Origin of the sequence: Arenimonas sp. (assembly GCF_041919775.1) — a bacterium.
In the GTDB taxonomy this organism is placed as follows: domain Bacteria; phylum Pseudomonadota; class Gammaproteobacteria; order Xanthomonadales; family Xanthomonadaceae; genus Arenimonas.
In genome coordinates, this window is record NZ_JAYRTE010000009.1 from 15,015 (window position 1) to 33,017 (window position 18,003).

An 18,003-nucleotide genomic window follows, 5' to 3' on the forward strand; every position below is an offset into this window, starting at 1 on the left:
CAGGTCAATGACGGCGCAGGCCGCCAGGGCGCAGCATCCCCGGACTTCACCGTGGAGAAAGCGATGCAACTGGTCTGCCCCGCCGGCAACCTGCCGGCCCTGCGCGCGGCGGTCGACGCCGGCGCCGATGCGGTCTACGCCGGCTTCCGGGACCAGACCAATGCCCGCGCCTTCCCCGGCCTGAACTTCGACGAGGCCGAACTGCGGGCCGGCATCGCCTACGCCCACCAGCGCGGCCGCAAGGTCTACCTGGCCCTGAACACCTACCCGGAAACCTCGCGCCTGCGCGCCTGGCAGGCCGCGGTGGACCACGCCGCCGAACTGGGCTGCGACGCCATCATCGCCGCGGAAATGGCGGTGCTCGACCACGCCATGCGCGAACACCCGCAGCTGGCGCGACATCTGTCCGTGCAGGGTTCTGCGACCACCGCGCCGGCGCTTCGCTACATGCACGAACGCTTCGGCATCAGCCGCGCCGTGCTGCCGCGGGTACTTTCGCTGCAGCAGGTCGAACGCCTCTGCGAACGCTCGCCGGTGCCACTGGAGGTCTTCGCTTTCGGCAGCCTGTGCATCATGGTCGAAGGCCGCTGCCAGCTGTCGAGCTACGTCACCGGCGCCTCGCCCAACCGCCACGGCGTCTGTTCGCCGGCGCGTTTCGTGCGCTGGGAGGAACACGAGGGCGGCGAACGCGCCGTGCGCCTGAACGGCCTGTTGATGGACCGCTACGCTCCGGGCGAACCGGCGGCCTACCCGACCGTCTGCAAGGGCCGCTTCGAGGTCGGCGGGGAAACCTTCCATGCGCTCGAGGAGCCCACCAGCCTCAACACCCTCGAACTTCTTCCGCAGCTGGCGAAGGCCGGCGTCGCGGCGCTGAAGATCGAAGGCCGCCAGCGCGGCGTCGCCTACGTATCGGCGGTCACGCGCACCTGGCGCGACGCCATCGACCGGCACCGCGCCGATCCCGACAACTGGACGCTGCAGCCGGGCTGGCAGAAGGCGCTTTCGGCCCATGCCGAAGGCCACCAGACCACCCTCGGCCCCTACCACCGCGCCTGGCACTGACCGCATGAAACTCAGCCTCGGACCCCTGCAATACTTCTGGCCGCGCGAACACACGCTGGCCTTCTACCGCGAAGCCGCCGGTTGGCCGGTCGACGTGGTCTACCTCGGTGAAACGGTCTGCAGCAAGCGCCGGGAACTGGGCACGCGCGACTGGATCGCGCTGGCCGACGAACTGGCGGCGTCCGGCAAGGAAGTCGTGCTTTCGAGCCTGGCCCTGGTCGAAGCCGAATCCGAACTCAATGCGGTCCAGCGCATGATCGCGCACGGCGGCTTCTGGATCGAAGCCAACGACCTGACGGCGGTGCAGCTGTGCCGCGAACAGGGCCTGCCCTTCGTCGCCGGCCCCAGCCTGAACATCTACAACCACGTCGCGCTGGCGATGCTGGCCGAAGACGGCCTGCGCCGCTGGGTGCCGGGCGTCGAACAGGGCCTGCAGCAGGTGGAAGAGCTGCTGGCGGCGCATGCGGGGCAATCAAACGCGCTGCCCGAACTGGAGGTGATCGCCTGGGGCCGCCTGCCGCTGTCGTACTCCGCGCGCTGTTTCACCGCCCGTGCGCTGGACGTGCCCAAGGACGCCTGCGGCTTCCGCTGCATCGAGCATCCCGAAGGCATGCCCCTGGCCACGCGCGAGGGCACGCCCTTCCTGCGCATCAACGGCATCCAGATCCTCGGCGAGGAAATCACCGACCTCGGGCCGGAACTGCCGGCGCTGCGTGCACTGGGCGTCGGCCTGCTGCGGCTTTACCCGCAGGCGAAGGGCATGCGCGAGGTCGTCGAACACTTCGACCTGGCGCGCAACTCGCCGCTTGCGCCGCCGCGCCGGGGCGCGGTCAACGGCTACTGGCACGGACTGCCCGGCAAACCCGGCCTGCCGCCGGGCTGAGGCTTTCAGCCCGCGGCGCCGAACACCAGGCAGGCATTGGTGCCGCCGAAGCCGAAGCTGTTCGACATCACCGTGCGCAGCGTCGCCTCGCGGCTTTCGCGCAGGATCGGGAAGCCCTCGGTCTGCGGATCGGGTTCGCTGATGTTGGCCGAGCCGGCCATGAACCGGTCGCGCATCATCAGCAGGCAGTAGATCGCCTCGTGCACGCTGGCCGCGCCGAGGGAATGCCCGGACAGCGCCTTGGTGGACGACAGCGGCGGCATCAACTCGCCGAAGGCTTCGCGCACGGCGCGAAGTTCGACCAGGTCGCCCAGCGGCGTCGAGGTGCCGTGGGTGTTGAGGTAGTCCACCGGCGCATCGATGCCCTGCATCGCCATGCGCATGCAGCGCACCGCGCCTTCGCCGGACGGCGCGACCATGTCGGCGCCGTCGGAGGTGACGCCGTAGCCCAGCAGCTCCGCATGGATGCGGGCGCCGCGCGCGACGGCGTGATCGTAGTCTTCCAGTACCAGCATGCCGCCGCCGCCGGCGATGACGAACCCGTCGCGGGTGGCGTCGTAGGGGCGCGAGGCGGTGGCCGGGGTGTCGTTGTGGCGCGTCGAGAGCGCGCCCATCGCGTCGAACTGCAGGCTCAGCGACCAGTGCAGCTCTTCGCCGCCGCCGGCGAACATGATGTCCTGGCGGCCGGAGCGGATCAGGTCGGCGGCGGCGCCGATGCAATGCGCCGAGGTCGCGCAGGCGGCGGCGATCGAATAACTGGCGCCACGGATGCCGAAGGCGGTGGCGAGGTTGGCCGACACCGTCGAGCCCATCGTGCGCGGCACCATGTACGGGCCGACCTTGCGGACGCCGCGGTTGCGCAGCAGGTCCGCCGCTTCGACCTGCCATTCGGTGGAACCGCCGCCCGAGCCCGCGAACAGGCCGGTGCGCTCGGAGCGAACCTGCGAATCATCGAGGCCGGCATCGGCGATGGCTTCCTGCATCGCCACGTGCGCGAAGGCCGCACCGTCGCCCATGAAGCGCAGCACCTTGCGGTCGATGCGCGACGGCAGGTCGATGTCCGGCGCGCCCGAAACCTGGCTGCGCAGGCCGGCCTCGGCCGCCGCTTCGTCACGGCGGATGCCGGAGATACCGCTGCGCAGTGCCGCCGAAACCCGGTCGAGCTGGTTGCCCAGGCAGGAGACGATGCCCATGCCCGTAATCGCGATGCGACGCATGACTACATGCCTTCGGTGGACGTGAACAAGCCGACGCGTAGCTCTTCGGCGGTATAGATCTCGCGGCCGTCCACGAGCGTGCGGCCGTCGGCGATCACCATCTTCAGGCGACCGCGCACGACGCGCCGGATGTCGATCTCGTAGGTCACGAGCTTCGCGCTCGGCAGCACCTGGCCGGTGAACTTCACCTGGCCGACGCCGAGTGCCCGGCCGCGGCCGGGCTCGCCAAGCCAGGGCAGGAAGAAACCCGCCAGCTGCCACATGGCGTCGAGGCCCAGGCAGCCCGGCATCACCGGGTCATCGGTGAAGTGGCAGGCGAAGAACCAGAGGTCCGGACGGATGTCGAGTTCGGCGCGGATGAAACCCTTGCCGTGCTTGCCACCGGTTTCGCTGATCTCGGTGATGCGGTCGAACATCAGCATCGGATCGGACGGCAGGCGTGCGCCCGTCGGGCCGAACATGGCGCCGCTGGCGCATTCCAGGAGCTGGTTGCGATCGAAGGATTGGGACACGTTCATGGGGAAGCGGAATGGGGGGACGATGCGGATGTACGCCTGCCAATGTGGGGCATGACCTTCCTCGTATCAAGCAATTTCGCCGTACGCAGCCGTTTCGATGCCGTGGCGTATGTTGCCGGCGGCGCCTGAATCCACGCGGAAGTGCGCACCCAGCGAGCAGGCGCGCGCAAGCGCCGGCGCCAGCAGTCGGAGCGCCAGCCGACCCTGCCAGCTGCCCGCCAGCGCCGCGTCCGCGCGGATCGCATCGATGCCGGCCGACAGCGCCGCACCGCTGCGCAGCGGACCCAGCGCATCGGTGAGCAGCGCGGACAGCGTCTCCCGCGCCGCTGCCGGCGCGGGCGGGCCCGCGTCCACCCAGCGCCGCACGCGCGCACCGGCGTCGCTGCCTCCGCGCAACCGGGCGCCCAATGCGTTGCCGCAGACCACGCCTTCGAGGAGCGAATTGCTGGCAAGCCGGTTGGCCCCGTGCACGCCGCTGCAGGCGACCTCGCCCACCGCGTGCAGGCCCGGCAGGGTGCTTGCACCCGCGTCGTCGACCGCGATGCCGCCCATGTGGAAGTGCACGGCCGGCGTCACCGGGATCGGCTGCTGGCGCGGGTCGATGCCGGCGGCGGCGCAGGTTGCCAGCACGCCCGGGAACTGCCGCCAGGCCGCGTCGTCCAGCCTGCGGGCATCGAGCCATGTGCGGCCACCGGCCCGTCGATGCCGCCAGATCCGTCGCGCGACGACGTCGCGTGGCGCCAGGTCAGCCAGCGGATGCGTGCCCGGCATCAGCGCCGCGCCGTCGTCGCCGACCAGAGTGGCGCCGGCACCGCGCAGCGCCTCGGTGACCAGCGGAAGGTGCCTGCCCGAGGGCAAGGCAAAAGCCGTCGGGTGCCACTGGATGAACTCGAGGTCGCGTCCGTCCGCACCGGCCGCCAGCGCCAGCGCGAGGCCGGCGCCATCGGCCCCTTCCGGATTGGTGGTCGTGTCGAACAATGCACCGATGCCACCCGTGGCCATGACGAGGTCGGGCGTGCTGATGACGTCGCTGCGCCCGGCCTCGTCGGAAATACGAACGCCGGCCACGCGCCCGCCGGCGCAGAGCCCGATGCCCTGCAGCGCGCGTCCGGACAGCCATTGCACGTGGGCGGCGGATTCGACCGCGGCGACCAGCACCTGCATCAGCTCGCGGCCGGTGCCGTCGCCGCCGGCGTGCACGATGCGGGCCCGGTCGTGGCCACCTTCGCGACCGAGCGACAGGTGGCCTTCATCGTCGCGGTCGAAGGGCACGCCGAGCGACAGCAGCCAGTCGATGGCGTCCGGCGCGGCCAGCGCAAGGTCCAGCACCGCGCCGACGTGGTTGTGGCAGGCACCGGCCACCAGCGTGTCCGCGGCATGGAAGACCGGCTCGTCGCCCTCGCCCACCGCCGCGGCGATGCCGCCCTGGGCCATGGCGCTGGCGGTGCCGGCCGGTCCGCGGCTGCGGCTCACCAGCAGCACCGGCCTTGGCGCGGCGGCCAGCGCCACGCACAGGCCGGCGATGCCGGCGCCGACGACCACCAGCGGCGGGCTGGCCGCGCTCAGACGCGCTCGCCCCGCCCCACCGCCAGCATGCGTTCGAGCGCGCGGCGTGCGCGCGCCGCCACGTCGTCCGGAACCCGGACCTCGGGCGAGAGGTCGCGCAGGCAGGCGTGGATGTTCTGCAGGGTGATGCGCTTCATGTGCGGGCACAGGTTGCAGGGCTTGATGAACTCCGTCGCCGGGAAGCGCAGGCGCAGGTTGTCGGCCATCGAGCACTCGGTGATCAGCGCCACGCGCTCGGGCTGCTCGCGTTCGAGCCAGGCGCCCATCGCGCTGGTGGAACCAACGAAGTCGGCTTCGGCAAGCACCTCGGGCGGGCACTCGGGATGCGCCACCAGCCTGGCGTCGAAACGCTGGCGGGCGTGGCGGGCTTCGGCCGCGGTGAAAGTTTCATGCACTTCGCAGCGACCGTCCCACAGCACCAGCTGCACGTCGGTCTGGCCGGCGACATGTGCGCCCAGGTAGCGGTCGGGCAGGAAGATCACCTTGTCCGCGCCCATCGCCTCGACCACCTGCACGGCGTTCGCCGAGGTGCAGCAGGCGTCGGACTCGGCCTTCACTTCGGCGCTGGTGTTGACGTAGGTGACCACCGGCGCGCCCGGGTGCCGCGCCCGCAGCGCCCGCACGTCGGCGGCGGTGATCGAATCGGCGAGCGAACAGCCGGCCAGCGGATCCGGGATCAGCACCTTCACCTGCGGCGCCAGGATCTTCGCCGTCTCGGCCATGAAGTGCACGCCGCACAGGACCACGATGTCGGCATCGCAGTCGGCCGCGGCCTGCGCGAGCGCCAGCGAATCGCCGGTGACGTCGGCGACGCCGTGGAAGATCTCCGGCGACTGGTAGCTGTGCGCCATGACCACCGCGCCGCGTTCACGCTTCAGGGCCTGGATCGCGTCGATCCACGGCAGGTGCATCGGCACCTCGACGCAGGGCAGCAGGCGTTCGAGTTTGTCGGCCAGGCCCGCGTATTCGGTCATCAGTTCATCGCGCCAGGCGGGCTTCATGCCGGCTCTCCCTGCCAGGCTTCGCGCGCGGCGCGGGCCGCGCGGGCGCCGCGGTTGAGCAGGATGCGCACGCCCAGCGGCACCGATTCCCAGGGCAGGCGGTCGAGCAGGTTGCGGGCCGTCAGGCCAAGCTCGGTGTCGCCGGTGACTTCGAGCCGTCGCTGGAAAAACAGGGTGTCGGCGTCCTCCAGCCGGCTGGCGAGCAGCAGCAGGTCGGTCGCACTGCCGCGCACGCTGGCCTCGGCACCGCCTTCGACCGCCTTCAGGCGCTGGCCGTCGAGTTCCAGCACCCAGTCCAGGCCGAGGTCGCTGACTTCGATGCCCAGGCGCCGGCCCTGCATGAAATCGAGATCGCCCGCACCGATCGGCCGGGCCAGCAGGTGGCCGACGGCCTGCTCAAGCGCATGGCGCTGCCAGGGCGCGGGCACGCGTCGCAGCAACGGGGCCCAGCGATGCGGCGGCGGGAACCAGCGCAGCGGGGATCGGGCAAGGCTCGTGCTCATGGTCTCTCCGGACTCGGCCTGCTGCAGCCGGCAGGCATCGGCGATCAGGAATTCCAGCTGGCCGCGGGCCAGTCCAGGCGGCAGACCCAGCCGGTGCGCCAGCCCCTGCCCACGCGCCAGCACCTGCTCTTCGCGCGCCGGGTCGCGTGCGGGCAGGCCCGCGCGGCGCTTGCTGTCGGCCAGCCTGGCCACGAGCCGGCGCCGGCCAGCCACGAGCAGCAGCATCGCGTCGTCGATGCCGTCGACGCCGCGCCTGAGCAGGCTGACGGCAAGGGGAAGGTGGGTCATGGCGCGCATTGCAGCGTCGGTGCGGACGCCGCGCCCTGACCTCGGTCAACCGGGGGCGATTGAGCTAGAAGTCGACCACCAGGCCCAGGCTGGCGCCGCGCGCGGGACGCGAATAGAAGGCGACGTCGTCGGCGTTGGCCGGCAGGCCGCGCAGCGCCGACCAGTCCCAGGCGGTGCGGTCGGTGAGGTTGAAGACCGACAGGTTCAGGCGCACCTGCTCGCCGAGCGACACCCAGGCGTGCAGGTCCCAGTTCGCATAACCCGGCGGCAGGAACAGCGGCCCGGTGCTCTGGTCGGCGCGCGCGACCCGCTTCACGCCGGTCAGGCGCAGCTCCGAACCCCAGCGCCCGTCGGCCGATTCGAAGCCCGCCCCCAGGCTGGCGCGCGGCGGCGGCACCGAGTTGAGCGGCAGGTCGCGGGCGGTATCGTCGCCTTCGGCCCAGGCGGCCACGGCATCGAGGTACCAGCCGCTGGCGCCTTCGGACAGCGACTCCAGCCACCAGCGCCCTTCCAGTTCGACGCCGCGGATGCGGGCACGGTCGCGGTTGACCGACTGGAACACCAGCTGGCCGCTGGTGTTGCGGCCGAGGTTGGCACGCGATTCGATCAGGTCGCGGTAGCGGTTCTCGTAAACCGCCAGCGTGGCGACCAGGAACTCGCCGTTCCAGCGCATGCCCAGCTCGAGGCCCTCGCTGCGCTCGGGTTCGAGGTCGGGGTTCGGCAGCGCGATGTAGTTGAAGGTCGGCAGGTTCAGGCCGATGTTGACGTCGCTGAAAGGCGGCGCCCGGAAGCCGCGCGTGTACTGCGCGTACAGGCCGAGCCGGTCGCGGTTCCAGCGCAGGCCCAGCTTGGGCGTCACCTGGTCGTTGTCGAGCGAAACCGGCACCACGCCCGGATTGTCTTCGGACCACAGCGCATCGGGACGGGCGCGCAGGCGGTAGCTTTCCCAGCGCAGGCCGGGCACGAGCGCCCAGTTTTCGGCAAAGCGGATCTCGTCCTGCCAGAACACGCCGATCTCGTCGGCGCGGCTGTTCGGGAAGTCGCGTAGCGGGAACACCTCGCCGATGATCACGTTGCTGGTCGCGCCGTTGATCAGGTTGGTCTCGAGGCCGTCGCGGTAGCCCCGGTAGTCGTGCCGGGCCAGGTCGATGCCGAACACCTGCCAGTGCTGCGCGCCCAGCCATTCACCGCGCCACTGCGCGTTGATTTCCAGCCCCGTGCTTTCCTGCCCGAACACGAAGCGGCGTTCGCGCCGCGACAGGAAGGGCGTGGCCCGGTCCGCGAGGCGGAACTGGTCGCTGAACTGGTCGGTCGTGCTGTCCTGGCGATACGCCAGCAGGCGCACCGGACCAAGCGGGCCCACCTGCTCCCACTCCACGCCGAGGCTGGCGCGCTGGCGCTCGTAACGATCGTCGCCGGTGAGCGCGTAGGTCGTCGAAAAACGGCCTGGCCCGAACAGCTGCGACTGCACGTCGGTCTGCCGGCGGCCTTCGGCGCGTTCGACGATGGCGCTCCAGCGACCGGCCGCGCCGGCGTCGAAACCCAGGCGCAGCAGCGCGCTGTCCTTGCGGAAGTCTGCGGGGTTGGCAGCGAAGTCCGGATCGTCGGCGCCGTTCTCCATCTGCTCGCCCTCGCGGCGGCCCAGCGCCACCAGCGCGGACAGGCGCTGGTCCCCGCTGCGCGCGACCAGGCGTCCCGACAGCCAGCGCGACTGGTCGCGACTGCCGGCGCCGGCGCGCGCCGCGCCCTGCCAGATGTCTTCGTCGTCGGACCAGTCCGCTTCGGCCGGATCCGGGGACCAGTAGGCGACGACGCCGGCCAGCGCCTTGCTGCCATGCAGCGTGGACGCCGGACCGCGCAGCACCTCGACGCGATCAACGATGCCCAGTTCGACCAGGTCACGGCCGGCCAGCGCGAACTGCCCCACCCCGAAACCATCGGGCAGCGGCACGCCGTCGAGTTCCACGCCGACGCGATTACCCTCAAGCCCGCGGACGTTGAAGCCCTGCGCGCCGAAACGATTCGCATCCGCGCTGACGTCCACGCCCGGCAGCAGCCGCGCCAGGTCCTCGATGCCCTGCACGCCGCGACGCTCCATCGCCTCGCGGTCGACCCGGCTGACCGCGCCCACGACCTGCTTCACGGGCTCGGCGCTGCGGCTTCCGACCACGACCACGGCATCGAGCGTGCGCAGCGTGTCGTCTTCGGCGGAAGGCGACAGGGCCGTTGCGAGCGCGAGCGCGAGAGGAACAAGGGACATCGTCTTCACCAGTACTTTCCGGAATCGCACCGTACGACAGCCGGGGGTCGCCGTGAATTGACCGCTGTCAAACCGGCGTCCGGGAAGAGATGGAAAGATCGTTGCACTTGATGCAGGTCAGGGGACACCAGCCGGCCCAGGAACAAGCTTCACCCGACGGCGGTTCACCGCCGAGCAACGCCAAATCCACCTACGGGGATCCAGCCATGAAACGCACACTCATCAGTACCGCCCTGGCCTTCGCGCTCGGCGCCGGCGCCAGCTTCGCCTTTGCCGCGGAGAGCGACGTCGTCAACGAACGTGCTCCCAAGACCGAGGACCAGGCCGGCGAAGCCGCCTACCTGGCCAACTGCGCCGCCTGCCACCAGGCCGATGGTTCCGGACTCGCCGGCGCGTTCCCGCCGCTGAAGGACTCGGACTGGATCAAGAAGGACCCGGAGGCCGCCCTTCAGGCCGTGCTGGCCGGCCTGAGCGGCAAGATCACCGTCAACGGCAATGAGTACAACGCGGTCATGCCGGCCATGAGCCACCTGGCCGACGCCGACATCGCCGCCCTGCTCAACCACGTGATGGACGATCTCAACGACCTCGACACCCGCTTCACCGCGGACCAGGTCGCCGCCGCCCGCAAGGACATCGCCGGCGCCTCCGACCCGGCCCAGGGCGAAGCCCATCCGGGCACCTCCCAGGCCGAGGCGGCCTACAAGGGCGCGCCGTCCTCCATGGACGCGGGCGACATGAAGATGGTGCGCAGCCCGGGCGCCCCGGACATGACCGAGGAAGAGTTCGCCCAGGCGACCGACATCTTCTTCCAGCGCTGCGCCGGCTGCCACGGCGTGCTGCGCAAGGGCGCGACCGGCAAGCCGCTTACCCCGGACCTGACCCAGGCCAAGGGCACCGACTACCTGAAGGCGCTGATCAACTTCGGCTCCCCGGGCGGCATGCCCAACTTCGGCACCGGCGGCGAACTGACCACCGCCCAGGTCGACCTGATGGCCCGCTTCCTGCAGCACACCCCGCCCAACCCGCCGGAATGGGGCATGGCCGAGATGCGCGAAAGCTGGAAGGTGCTGGTGCCGGTCGAGGACCGCCCGACCCGGCAGATGAACAAGTACAACCTCGGGAACGTCTTCTCGGTGACCCTGCGCGACTCGGGCGAGATCGCCCTGATCGACGGCGACACCAAGGAGATCATCAACATCATCAAGACCGGCTACGCCGTGCACATCTCGCGCGTCTCGCATTCGGGCCGCTACGTGTACACGATCGGCCGCGACGGCAAGATCGACCTGATCGACATGTGGATGGCCAAGCCCGACCGCGTGGCCGAGATCAAGATCGGCCTCGAGGCGCGTTCGGTCGAAACCTCCAAGTACAAGGGCTTCGAGGACAAGCTGGCGATCGCCGGCGCCTACTGGCCGCCGCAGTTCGTGATCATGGACGGCCCGAGCCTGGAGCCGATGAAGATCGTCTCGACCCGCGGCATGACGGTGGACACGCAGGAATACCACCCGGAACCGCGCGTGGCCGCCATCGTCGGCAGCCACCAGCACCCGGAGTTCATCGTCAACGTCAAGGAAACCGGCCGCATCCTGCTGGTGGACTACAGCGACATCGACAACCTCAAGATCACCACGCTCGACGCGGCGCGCTTCCTGCACGACGGCGGCTGGGACGTGACCAAGCGCTACTTCCTCACCGCGGCCAACCAGAGCGACAAGATCGCGGTGGTGGACTCGAAGGACCAGCGCATGGTCGGCCTGATCGACGTCGACAAGATCCCGCACCCGGGCCGCGGCGCGAACTTCGTGCATCCCGAGTTCGGACCGGTCTGGGGCACCTCGGCGCTGGGCAACGACAAGATCACGCTGATCGGCACGGATCCGGAGAAGCACGCGGACAACGCCTGGAAAGTGGTCGAAGTGCTCAACGGCCAGGGTGGCGGTTCGCTGTTCATCAAGACCCATCCGAAGTCGCGCAACCTGTGGGTGGATACGCCGCTCAACCCGGACGAGAAGGTGGCGCAGTCGGTGGCGGTGTTCGACATCGACAACCTCGACGGTGGTTTCGAGGTGCTGCCGATCGCCGAGTGGGCGAACCTGGGCGAGGGCCCGAAGCGCGTGGTGCAGCCGGAGTACAACGCAGCTGGCGACGAGGTCTGGTTCTCGGTCTGGAACGGCAAGGACCAGCGTTCGGCGATCGTGGTGGTGGACGACAAGACGCGCAAGCTCAAGGCGGTCCTTGACGACGCCCGCCTGATCACGCCGACCGGCAAGTTCAACATCAACAACACGGTCAACGACGTCTACTGACCTTACGGTTATTCGCTGCACCCCGGGGGCCCTGCATCGCAGGGCCCCTTCTTTTTGAGCTTGCCGTTCGGCAAGAAGGGCGTCGTCGCCGGACCGTCTGCGATGGCACCGCCGCTTTGCGAGGTGAGGCGCCGCCCGGCTTCTTGCTAGCGCCATCCATGGCAGCAAAAGCCGGATCGCTCCCGCGCATCCATGCGCTCCGCGACACTTGGGCATCCTGCCCGGCGCCGCTACGGGCCTCCTGCCCTCCGCTTCGGACCTCACCTCGCAAAGCGCCGTTGCTCCGACAGACTTCGGGGCCGACGGCTTCGAGCTCGCCGCTGTGCGGCGAAGTGCATAACGCTGCCTCGCCTCACGATCGACGCCTTTCGCCACGCAGTGGCGGGCCGGTAATCAGCGTCCTGTGCGGGAGTCGGAGCGACGTCGCGTGCGCGGCGGCGCCTCCGACCAAAGGTCCGGCACCGCCGCCTTGCTTGCCCGCAGGGCAAGCCCGGATCAGGGCGCGGGGAACGCCCACTCCACCTGCAGCCAGAGTTTGCGCGTATCGCGCGCGAAGCCGTCGCTCTGGTAGTCGGCCACCTTCAGCAGGCCGGACAGCCCGCCCGGCAGCGGGAACGACAGCGACGCGTTCCATTCGCGGCCATAGTCGGCACCGCCGCGGTCGGCGTCGAAATCGTGCCAGGCCACCGTCCAACCCAGCTTGTCCTGCAGCTTGCCGCTGCCGAACTTTCCGGACACCGACGCATAACGATCGTCCAGGCCGTTCGCCGGTGTCACCAGGAACTTGTCCGCCCAGCCGTTGAACGCATGCAGCGTCGCCAGCGGTGTCTGGAAGGCGGTGCTGCCGTTGCCGCCCAGCTGTTCCCAGCCAAGCTTCCAGGTCAGGCCCCAGGCCGTCGCGGACGGTTCAACCAGGAAATAGTCCGCGTCCACCTGCAGCGGGTTGCCGGCGTAGTCGCGCTGGTTCGCGAATTCCAGCGTCCAGCCCAGTTTGATCGCCGCCAGTTCGCGACCGCCGGTCCAGCGCAGGCCGAGCGTGCGCGTCGATGCACCCGCGACGTCCTCGTCCTCGAGCCAGTAGCCGTAGGCCACCACGGTACCGGCGGCGGTTTGCCAGCTGGCGTTGGCCAGGTGTGCGTCGAGGCGCCGCTCGCGGGCCAGCGGGTCGCGGGCTTCGTCGCTGAAGACGCGATGCACGCGGTCGAGCCAGGCATATCGCAGCACCAGGCCGTCGCGCGGGCTGAAGTCCGCGACCAGGCCGTCAAAGGTCTGCTCGTTCTGCCGCCAGCCGACGTTGCCGACGAAACGCTGGTTGTCCAGCAGCAGCCGCTGCCGGCCCAGCGTCGCGCCGGCCTTCGCACCCTGCCAGCGCAGCCAGGCCTGGTTGACTTCCAGGGCCGCGGGGTCGGCCACCACCGGGTAGGCGGTTTCGCCGTTCGCCGTGGAGTTGTAGCGGTCGTCGAGCGCGGCGATGCCCTCGAACTCCAGGCCGGCCGACCACTGGCGAGCCCAGGCGTGGCGATAGCCCAGTCGCAGGCGCAGGGTGTCGGCGCTGGCGTCGCGCGCGAAGGCGTCGTCGCTGACCGCTTCGTGGCGGTAGCGCAGGTGACCCGACCAGCCTTGATCGGCGTCGGCGGCCATCGGAAGGCTGGCGGCGGCCAGCGCGAGCGTGATGCAGGAGGTGAGTTTCATGGCGAAATCCAAGCTAGGGCCCGGAACGGGTCGTCGCGAGGGTGCGCCGGTTCGGGCGGCCCGGCCCTGAGCCACGTCAAGTGTGTGAACGTTTCCCAGATCACGCGGGGTTCACATCGCCGGACAGGACGGGCAGACTGTCCCGCCATGGGTTCTGCTTGACGCGCGTCAGGGACGCACGCGTGACTCCGCAGGAAGCTGTCGGCCTCGAATTGACTGAACGACCTACCATCGGAGACATGACCATGAACCGCCCCCTGCTCGCCCTCTCGATCGCCGCTGCCCTGGCCCTCGCCGGCTGCCGCGACAACCCCAATTCGGAACTGGACGCGCACGAAGCCGTCGTCGCCAAGCGCGCCGCGGGCGCCACCGACACGGGCGGGTCCCGCAAGGGCGATTTCGGTCCGCCGCAGGGCGAGATGATCAACGCCGTGCTCACCGCGCCGCCGCACGTGCCGCCGCCGACCAACCGCGACTACCCGGCCAAGGTGAAGGTCGAGCTGGAAGTGCGCGAGGTCGACCTCGAGATCGCCGACGGCGTCACCTACACCTTCTGGACCTTCGGCGGCACCGTGCCGGGCAGCTTCATCCGCGTGCGCCAGGGCGACACGGTGGAATTCCACCTGCACAACCACCCTGATTCCAAGATGCCGCACAACATCGACCTGCACGGCGTCACCGGCCCCGGTGGCGGCGCCTCGTCGACGTTCACGGCGCCGGGCCACGGCTCGCAGTTCACCTTCAAGGCGCTCAATGCCGGCCTGTACGTCTACCACTGCGCCACGGCGCCGGTGGGCATGCACATCGCCAACGGCATGTACGGCCTGATCCTGGTCGAGCCGCCCGAAGGCATGCCGCCGGTGGACAAGGAGTTCTACGTGATGCAGGGCGACTTCTACACCACCACCAAGTACCGCGAGAAGGGCCACGCCCCCTTCGACATGCAGCGGGCCATCGACGAAAACGCGACCTACGTGCTGTTCAACGGCTCCGAGAGCGCGCTCACCGGCGACAACGCGATCAAGGCCAGCGTCGGTGAAGACGTGCGCCTGTACGTGGGCAACGGCGGCCCGAACCTGGTCTCGAGCTTCCACGTGATCGGCGAGATCTTCGACAAGGTCTGGTACGAAGGCGGCACCCGTTACCAGGAAAACGTGCAGACCACGCTGATCCCGGCCGGCGGCGCGATGATCGCCGACTTCCACCTCGAGGTGCCGGGCAGCTACGTGCTGGTCGACCACTCGATCTTCCGCGCCTTCAACAAGGGCGCCCTGGGCATCCTCCAGGTCGACGGCGAAGAGGACAAGAGCATCTACTCGGGCAAGGAAGTCGACCACGTCTACCTGGGCGACAAGGCCGCCAGCATGGCACCTGTGGCCGAGGCCGCCGCGGCGCAGGCCTCGGGCACGCTCACCCTGGAAGGCCAGGTGGCCGCGGGCAAGGCGCTGTTCGCCGGCACCTGCTCGACCTGCCACGGCGTCGAAGGCGCCGGCATGCCGGGCGTGTTCCCGCCGCTGGCCAAGTCCGACTGGATGACTCGCCCGCATGACGAACTCGCGGCCATCGTGCTCAACGGCCTGTCGGGCCCGATCAAGGTCAACGGCGAGGACTACAACTCGGTGATGCCGCCGATGAGCCAGCTGACCGACGACGAAGTGGCCAACATCCTGACCTACGCGCTCAACAGCTGGGGCAACCCGGGTGGCCAGGTCAGCAAGGAAGACGTGGCCAAGGTCCGCGCGAGCACCGAGCGCGGCGAAGGCGCGGCGCACTGACCGTGAAAAGCGCCACCCGCATCCTGCTGCTGGCCCTGCTTCCCCTGCCCGGCCTCGCCGCCGGGCAGGACTGGGCCCCGCTGCCGGGCGGCGAGTTCAGTTCGGTGCTGCGCTACGAAGACACGGGGGGCGTGGTCAAGGTCGCGCCCTTCGAACTGCAGCGCCGGCCGGTCACCAACGCCCAGTTCCTGGACTTCGTGCGTCGCCATCCCGAATGGCGCCGCGGCCAGGCCCCGGAACTGTTCGCCGAACAGCGTTACCTGCAGCACTGGGCCGGTCCCACCGATCTCGGTGACGCGGGTCCGGCGCAGCCGGTGGTGCAGGTCAGCTGGTTCGCCGCCCAGGCCTATTGCGAAGCCCAGGGCGCGCGCCTGCCGACCTGGGCCGAGTGGGAATTCGCGGCCGCGGCCGACGAAACCCGCGCCGACGCACGCAAGGACCCGGCCTGGCGCGAACGCATACTCGCCTGGTACTCCCGGCCATCGAACCAGGCCCTCGCCGATGTCGGCCAGGGCCCGGCCGACGTCAACGGCGTGCAGGACCTGCACGGCCTGGTCTGGGAATGGGTGGACGACTACGCGGCAATGCTGGTTTCCCCCGACAACCGCGACCAGGGCGATCCGGACAAGCTCCAGTTCTGCGGCGCCGGCGCCATCTCCATGGACGACCGCGAAAACTACGCCGTGCTGATGCGCGTGGCCATGCTCTCGGCCCTGCAGGCCGAGGACACCACCGGCAACCTGGGTTTCCGCTGCGCCCGCGACGCCAAGGAAACAACACGATGAAAACCTGGTCCCTGGCCCTCGGCCTGCTGCTGGCGCTGGCCGCCGGCCTGCCGCAGACCGCGGTTTCCGCCGAACTCCCGGGCGACTCCGCCTATCGCCTGGCCGACACCTACACCGACCAGGCCGGACGCGACTTCACGCTCGCCGACGGCCGCGGCAAGGTCCGGCTGGTGGCGATGTTCTACACCTCCTGCCGCTACGTCTGCCCGCTGATCGTCGACAGCGCCAAGGGCGTCGAGCATGCCCTGACGCCGGAAGAGCGCGCGCGCCTGCACGTGCTGCTGGTCAGCCTCGATCCCGCGCGCGACGACCCCGCCGCGCTCAAGCAGGTCTTCGACAAGCGCCGGCTGCCGGCCGACCGCTGGACCCTGGCCCGCACCGAAGCCGCCGGCGTGCGCCGCCTGGCTGCCGTGCTGGGCATCCGCTACCGGCCGCTGGCCGACGGCGAGTTCAACCACACCTCGGCCCTGGTGCTGATTGACGGCGAAGGCCGCATCCTGGCCCGCACCGAAACCCTGGGCAGCGTGCCCGACCCGGCCTTCCTGGCCGCGGTGAAGGCCGCGCTGGCGAAACCCGCCGGCTGAGCCCCTTACCCGGGTCCAGCCACGGCCCGGGAAAATGCGCCTTGACCAAGGTCAACCCGGCGACCTGCCGGGTTGGGGGATAATGTCGCGAAGAAAACGGGGAAGCTCCGATGACGCTGGACAACAAGGTGGAAACCTACAACGACAAGGTCGTGCTGCAGTTCGCAGTGATGACCGTGGTCTGGGGCGTGGTGGGCATGCTGGTGGGGGTGATCATCGCCGCCCAGCTGTACTGGCCCTCCCTGAACTTCGACCTGCCCTGGTTCAGCTTCGGCCGCCTGCGGCCGCTGCACACCAATGCGGTCATCTTCGCCTTCGGCGGCTGCGCCCTGTTCGCCACCAGCCTGTACGTGGTGCAGCGCACCTGCCACGCGCGGCTGATCAGCGACAAGCTCGCCGCCTTCGTGTTCTGGGGCTGGCAGCTGGTCATCGTGGCCGCGGCCATCACCCTGCCGCTGGGCTATACCCAGTCCAAGGAATACGCCGAGCTGGCCTGGCCGATCGACATCCTGATCACCCTCGTCTGGGTGGCCTACGGCTGGATCTTCTTCGGCACCATCGTCAAGCGCCGGGTCCGGCACATCTTCGTGGCCAACTGGTTCTACGGCGCCTACATCATCGCCGTCGCCCTGCTGCACATCATCAACTCGCTGGCGATGCCGGCCGGCCTGTGGCACAGCTACCCGATCTACTCCGGCGCCGTGGATGCGATGGTGCAGTGGTGGTACGGCCACAACGCGGTCGGTTTCTTCCTGACCGCCGGCTTCCTGGGCATGATGTATTACTTCGTGCCGCGCCAGGCCAACCGGCCGATCTACAGCTACCGCCTGTCGATCGTGCACTTCTGGGCCCTGATCGCCGTGTACATGTGGGCCGGCCCGCACCACCTGCACTACACCGCCCTGCCCGACTGGGTGCAGTCGGTGGGCATGGTGTTCTCGCTGATCCTGCTGGCGCCCAGCTGGGGCGGCGCGATCAACGGCATCATGACCCTCTCGGGCGCCTGGCATAAGCTGCGCACCGACCCGATCATCAAGTTCCTCGTCGTCGCCATCTCCTTCTACATGATGAGCACCTTCGAGGGCCCGATGATGTCGATCAAGACCGTCAACGCGCTCAGCCACTACACCGACTGGACCATCGGCCACGTGCACTCCGGTGCGCTGGGCTGGGTGGCCATGATCTCGATCGGCTCGATCTACATGCTGATCCCGCGCTGCCTGGGCCTGAAGGAAATGGCCAGCATCCGCATGATCGACCAGCACTTCTGGATCCACACCATCGGCGTGGTGCTCTACACCGTCTCGATGTGGATCGCCGGCATCTACCAGGGCCTGATGGCGCGCGCCGCGAACGACGACGGCACGCTCACCTACGCCTTCGCCGAGATCGTCGAGTTCAACTATCCCTACTACCTGGTGCGCCTGCTCGGCGGCCTGCTGGTGATCGCCGGCATGGTGCTGATGAGCATCAACACCGTGCGCACCTTCCGCCTGGCCAAGGGCCGGGTGGAGTCGCCGGTGCTGCCGCCCGCCGCCCAGTCGCACGCCTGAGGAC

At 69.5% G+C, this 18,003-nt stretch carries 14 protein-coding genes; 7 read left to right on the forward strand and 7 right to left on the reverse strand.

Annotated features, from left to right (window positions below; all coding sequences use genetic code 11):
- Positions 1 to 63 precede the first annotated feature (63 nt).
- Together ACE3TE_RS07110 and ACE3TE_RS07115 are read left to right on the forward strand one after the other, a co-directional pair.
- Positions 64 to 1,062, forward strand: coding sequence for a peptidase U32 family protein (locus ACE3TE_RS07110; RefSeq protein WP_374603526.1), 999 nt, complete (start codon positions 64 to 66; stop codon positions 1,060 to 1,062).
- A 4-nt stretch (positions 1,063 to 1,066) separates the two neighbouring features.
- Positions 1,067 to 1,945, forward strand: a complete 879-nt coding sequence (locus ACE3TE_RS07115) for a U32 family peptidase (RefSeq protein ID WP_374603528.1) — start codon at positions 1,067 to 1,069, stop codon at positions 1,943 to 1,945.
- A 5-nt stretch (positions 1,946 to 1,950) separates the two neighbouring features.
- On the opposite strand, the gene fabB is transcribed toward ACE3TE_RS07115, so the two are convergent.
- From fabB to ACE3TE_RS07145, 6 genes are all read right to left on the reverse strand, one after another.
- Positions 1,951 to 3,162, reverse strand: coding sequence for a beta-ketoacyl-ACP synthase I (fabB, locus tag ACE3TE_RS07120; protein WP_374603529.1), 1,212 nt, complete (start codon positions 3,160 to 3,162; stop codon positions 1,951 to 1,953).
- A gap of 2 nt (positions 3,163 to 3,164) precedes the next feature.
- Complete coding sequence (gene fabA, locus ACE3TE_RS07125; RefSeq protein WP_374603531.1) at positions 3,165 to 3,680, reverse strand: 3-hydroxyacyl-[acyl-carrier-protein] dehydratase FabA; 516 nt, start codon at positions 3,678 to 3,680, stop codon at positions 3,165 to 3,167.
- Positions 3,681 to 3,746: 66 nt separating this feature from the next.
- Complete coding sequence (locus ACE3TE_RS07130) at positions 3,747 to 5,222, reverse strand: L-aspartate oxidase (RefSeq protein ID WP_374603532.1); 1,476 nt, start codon at positions 5,220 to 5,222, stop codon at positions 3,747 to 3,749.
- 20 nt (positions 5,223 to 5,242) lie between these two features.
- Entirely contained in the window at positions 5,243 to 6,247 is a 1,005-nt protein-coding gene (nadA, locus tag ACE3TE_RS07135) for a quinolinate synthase NadA (protein WP_374603534.1), read from the reverse strand.
- Positions 6,244 to 7,038, reverse strand: coding sequence for an SCP2 sterol-binding domain-containing protein (locus ACE3TE_RS07140; RefSeq protein ID WP_374603536.1), 795 nt, complete (start codon positions 7,036 to 7,038; stop codon positions 6,244 to 6,246). Before ACE3TE_RS07140 ends, nadA begins: the two co-directional genes overlap by 4 nt.
- A 64-nt stretch (positions 7,039 to 7,102) precedes the next feature.
- A complete protein-coding gene (locus ACE3TE_RS07145) occupies positions 7,103 to 9,298 on the reverse strand; it encodes a TonB-dependent receptor domain-containing protein (protein ID WP_374603538.1) in 2,196 nt (731 codons plus the stop codon).
- Between the two features lie 206 nt (positions 9,299 to 9,504).
- Here ACE3TE_RS07145 and ACE3TE_RS07150 point away from each other — a divergent pair, with 206 nt between their 5' ends.
- On the forward strand, positions 9,505 to 11,610 hold the full coding sequence (locus ACE3TE_RS07150) for a cytochrome D1 domain-containing protein (protein ID WP_374603540.1): 2,106 nt from the start codon (positions 9,505 to 9,507) through the stop codon (positions 11,608 to 11,610).
- Between the two features lie 495 nt (positions 11,611 to 12,105).
- Here the strand turns inward: ACE3TE_RS07150 and ACE3TE_RS07155 are convergent, their stop codons facing one another.
- Positions 12,106 to 13,302: an alginate export family protein gene (locus ACE3TE_RS07155; RefSeq protein WP_374603542.1), complete on the reverse strand. Its 1,197-nt coding sequence runs from the start codon at positions 13,300 to 13,302 to the stop codon at positions 12,106 to 12,108.
- A gap of 245 nt (positions 13,303 to 13,547) precedes the next feature.
- Between ACE3TE_RS07155 and nirK the strand changes: the two genes are divergently transcribed.
- From nirK to ccoN, 4 genes are all read left to right on the forward strand, one after another.
- Complete coding sequence (gene nirK, locus ACE3TE_RS07160) at positions 13,548 to 15,077, forward strand: copper-containing nitrite reductase (protein WP_374603544.1); 1,530 nt, start codon at positions 13,548 to 13,550, stop codon at positions 15,075 to 15,077.
- A gap of 2 nt (positions 15,078 to 15,079) precedes the next feature.
- On the forward strand, positions 15,080 to 15,862 hold the full coding sequence (locus ACE3TE_RS07165; protein WP_374603546.1) for a formylglycine-generating enzyme family protein: 783 nt from the start codon (positions 15,080 to 15,082) through the stop codon (positions 15,860 to 15,862).
- Positions 15,859 to 16,446, forward strand: coding sequence for an SCO family protein (locus tag ACE3TE_RS07170; protein ID WP_374603548.1), 588 nt, complete (start codon positions 15,859 to 15,861; stop codon positions 16,444 to 16,446). Before ACE3TE_RS07165 ends, ACE3TE_RS07170 begins: the two co-directional genes overlap by 4 nt.
- 110 nt (positions 16,447 to 16,556) lie before the next feature.
- The gene (gene ccoN / locus ACE3TE_RS07175; RefSeq protein ID WP_374603550.1) at positions 16,557 to 17,999 is read left to right on the forward strand and encodes a cytochrome-c oxidase, cbb3-type subunit I; all 1,443 of its coding nucleotides are present in this window, start codon (positions 16,557 to 16,559) and stop codon (positions 17,997 to 17,999) included.
- Positions 18,000 to 18,003 lie beyond the last annotated feature (4 nt).